This window comes from Citrobacter sp. Cb041 (assembly GCF_030336655.1).
Classification (GTDB): Bacteria; Pseudomonadota; Gammaproteobacteria; order Enterobacterales; family Enterobacteriaceae; genus Citrobacter; species Citrobacter braakii.
The window spans coordinates 1-3,873 of sequence record NZ_JAOWDD010000010.1 but is presented as its reverse complement, the minus strand read 5'-3'; the positions used below and the strand labels follow the sequence as shown (position 1 = coordinate 3,873).

4 protein-coding genes are annotated in these 3,873 nt (G+C 52.0%); all 4 read right to left on the bottom strand.

Annotated features, from left to right (window positions below; translation table 11 throughout):
* Positions 1-370: 370 nt before the first annotated feature.
* Positions 371-886 (bottom strand): S-ribosylhomocysteine lyase, encoded by a 516-nt coding sequence (gene luxS / locus OGV52_RS00740; protein WP_016154160.1) that lies wholly within the window; start codon positions 884-886, stop codon positions 371-373.
* Between the two features lie 149 nt (positions 887-1,035).
* The gene (gshA, locus tag OGV52_RS00735) at positions 1,036-2,592 is read right to left on the bottom strand and encodes a glutamate--cysteine ligase (protein ID WP_131346649.1); all 1,557 of its coding nucleotides are present in this window, start codon (positions 2,590-2,592) and stop codon (positions 1,036-1,038) included.
* Between the two features lie 77 nt (positions 2,593-2,669).
* Positions 2,670-3,098, bottom strand: coding sequence for a YqaA family protein (locus tag OGV52_RS00730; RefSeq protein ID WP_003839664.1), 429 nt, complete (start codon positions 3,096-3,098; stop codon positions 2,670-2,672).
* On the bottom strand, positions 3,095-3,661 hold the full coding sequence (gene yqaB / locus OGV52_RS00725) for a fructose-1-phosphate/6-phosphogluconate phosphatase (protein WP_049270940.1): 567 nt from the start codon (positions 3,659-3,661) through the stop codon (positions 3,095-3,097). The genes OGV52_RS00730 and yqaB overlap by 4 nt, the downstream gene beginning before the upstream one ends.
* Positions 3,662-3,873: the final 212 nt, after the last annotated feature.

Below are 3,873 nucleotides of genomic sequence, written 5' to 3'. Positions count from 1 at the left end.
TTGACGGCTGACCGGGTCTGCCCGCAGGGATGCGGGCAGAGGGGGCGGCCTGCAGGGACGCAGGCCCGGCCCCGACCCGACAGGCAGACGGCATGAGACGAATGAATCGCGCAGCGACGATTTTCCCGCCGGGAGCCTGGGTTGCAAAGGAGGCGGCGGTGAGCCTCCCTTGCGCGTTCACGGGTATCTGCGCTTCAGAAAAGTGATGCCACTGAGGTGAACGGAACCCTGAGCCGAAATCACATGTTCTCCATAATGCTTAACTGACTGGCATTACCTACCAAGGAGGTGGTTTAGGGGAGAGGGACAATAAAAAACCCCGGTTATAAGCCGAGGTTAATTTAAATACTGGAACAACTAATCAGTATGACTAAATATGTAGTTCCTGCAGTTTCTCTTTCGGCAGCGCCAGCTCTTCATTGCTGTTAACGCGTACATCATGCTCCAGAATATGACGTGCGATATCCTGTGCTTCGCTAAGAGAGTGCATCTGATACGTGCCACACTGGTAAACGTTCAGCTCCGGGATCTGGTTTTGATCCTGCACTTTCAGCACGTCCGCCATCGCCGCTTTCCACGCGTCGGCAACACGCTGCTCGTCTGGCGTACCAATCAGGCTCATGTAAAAGCCAGTGCGGCATCCCATCGGAGAGATATCGATAATCTCCACGCCGTTGCCGTTGAGATGGTTACGCATAAAACCTGCAAACAGGTGTTCCAGCGTGTGGATACCTTTCTCAGGCATCACTTCTTTGTTCGGAATGCAGAAACGCAGATCAAACACGGTGATTGCGTCGCCATGCGGGGTGTTCATCGTTTTTGCAACCCGGACCGCGGGAGCTTCCATCCGGGTGTGATCGACAGTAAAACTATCTAACAACGGCATTTAGCCACCTCCGATAAATTTTTTGAAAATAATCTGAACTCTTTGTTCCGGGGCGAGTCTGAGTATATGAAAGACGCGCATTTGTTATCATCATCCCTGTTTTCAGAGATGAAATTTTGGCCACTCCCGAGTGGCCTTTTTCTTTTGTATCAAGCGTGCTTTTCCAGCCACACGCTAAACGGCTCAGTATCAGCCGCTTCGATCTCCTGCTGACGACGCTTTGAAGCCTCGGTTTCAGCAATAAATTCCGCTTCCTGCAATATTTCTAACGGCTCTTCACGCAGCAGATTTCGGTAAGCCTCACCCAGCGCTTTACCCGTGCCGCCAATGCCTTCATCAATCATAGACCGTAGGATGCGGGCAGAGAAAGTCAGTTCTGGGTTGTCAAAACAGGCAACCAGTTCATCACAGACCTTTTGATACTCCTCTCCCCCATCGATGCTGTCCAGCGTTTGTGCCACGCGTTTCAGATCACGGAACAGATCTTTCCCTACCTTAGGCAGCGGGAACTGGGCTGTTTCACAGCCAATACCTAACGTCAGCCCAGGCTTACGACCTTCGAGAATCACACGATTCCAGTTTTTACGCGTACACAGCAATTCATCGCTGCTCATTTCCGGGGCATCGGCCAGCGCACACCAGACCATAAACAGATCGAGGAAACGCACCTGCTGCTCGTCCACGCCGATCGGTGAGAACGGGTTGATATCCAGTGAGCGAACTTCGATGTACTCAATACCGCCACGCAGAAGCGCGTCAGAAGGCGTTTCGCCACGACGAGTGACGCGTTTCGGGCGAATAGGCGCATACAGCTCATTTTCAATCTGCAGAACGTTGCTGTTGATTTGCAGACGCTTACCGTCCTTCTCCAGACCGATCGCCGCGTACTCCTCGGAAGGGGTTTTAATCGCGCGCTTTAATCCTGCCACATACTCATGCAAATCGTTAAACGTAATTCCGAGATTGCTTTGCGACTTATTGGTATAGCCCAAATCACTCAGGCGCAGTGACGTCGCATACGGCAGGTAATACATCCCACAGTCGGTTTTTTCAAACGGCAGGGTTGTCGGTTTTCCTTGCAGGAAAGAGGAACAAATGGCCGGAGAGGCGCCAAACAGATACGGGATCACCCAACCAAAACGGTAGTAGTTGCGGATCAGACGGAAGTAACCCGCGGAGATCTTCTCTTTAGCATCTTCGCCGTCCGTTACGCCACATTTCGCCTGCCAGAAAGCCATCGGCAATGAGAAATTGTAGTGTACGCCGGAGATAGTCTGCATCAACGCGCCGTAACGGTTTTTGAGGCCTTCACGGTACAGCGTTTTCAGACGACCGGTATTCGACGTACCGTACTGTGCCAGTTCGATATCCTGGCCTTCGGCAATATAGCAAGGCATGCTCAACGGCCACATACGCTCGTCGCCCAGATTCCTGGCGGTATACCGATGCAGGTCGCGCATGAACGTGAGCATGTTCTCAATGTCGTCGCCTGGAGGCGTAATAAACTCCAGCAGCGCTTCGGCAAAGTCAGTGGTTATCCATTTATGCGTTAGCGCTGAGCCTAACACCTCAGGATGGCCTGTCGTTGCTAATGACCCATCTGCATTAACGCGCAGCGTTTCGCGCTCCAGCCCACGTTGAATCCCCTTTAACGCCTGAGGATGGTTTTCCAGCCAGGCCAGCGCCTGTGATACGTCCGGGATCAAATTGACCTCCCGCCTGTCAAAATCGTTTTAATTAGCATAATGGTATTGGTTACCCTGAAGGCTATCTCACAACACAATTAGTGCCACCACATAATGCCTTGCGTCGTAACCGCTGCGACAACTACATAGCGCAGCGCCTTGCCAAGGCATAAGAAAAAAAGTACTGGACCCCACGAGATGCGCATCCATCCAGCTAACAGGCACAGTAAATCACCCACAACCGGCATCCAGCTTAATAATAGTGTGACAGCGCCATAGCGCCGCAGCCAGCCAGTGGCTTTTTCTTGCCAGCGCGATGTTTTACGCAATGGAAAGAAACGCCCAAGGATAACGTTAGTTAACCCTCCAAGGCTATTACCCATTGTTGCTGTTAAGACTAAGACCCAGGGATGACTTATCCCAGAGACCAGCAAAGCAACTAAAACAACTTCAGAATTGCCGGGTAATAGCGTAGCGCTGAGAAAACTGCTGGCAAACAGTGACAGGAGCGATAGTCCATCACTCACAATAACCGGACATCCACCGCGTCCATTCCTGCGGCACGCGCCGCCTGCAGTCCAAAATCGGCATCTTCAAATACGACACAGCGCGCCGGAGCAACACCCATACGTTCGGCACAGAGCAAAAACGTATCAGGAGCAGGTTTATGGTGTTGTACGTGATCGGCTGCGACAACAGCATCAAAATAGCGACGCAGCCCAAGGTGTGCGAGCAGAGCTTCCGCAATCGCGCTTTCACTCCCCGTACCTACCGACATAGGACGACGACCATGCCAGGCTTTCACGACGTCAACCAATGGCAAAGGCTGGACGCTATCCAGCAGCATGCTTCTCACCTTGTCGGTTTTTTCACGCGCCAATGCATGAGGGTCAAGATCGGCATGATTCAATTCAATTACCGACTGGGCAATACGCCACGTTGGGGAGCCATTGAGGGCGACCATGGCTTGTTCATCAAAACGTAACCCATAATGCCCCAATACCTCATGCCACGCCTTACGGTGCGTTGGCTCGGTATCCAGGATGGTGCCATCCATATCAAAAATCAAACCCGCATAACGTTCGTACATCGTCTTCTCACAAGCCGAATGACCAGACGTTATTTTATCGTAATTGATTGATTTTGTCGCTGACAGCGAATTAAGGGGTGTTCCGGGAGTATGTGGAAATGATTCAAAGGAGAGAAGATGGTGCATCCGGGAGTTATCTCGGAGAAGATGGTGCATCCGGGAGGATTCGAACCTCCGACCGCTCGGTTCGTAGCCGAGTACTCTATCCAGCT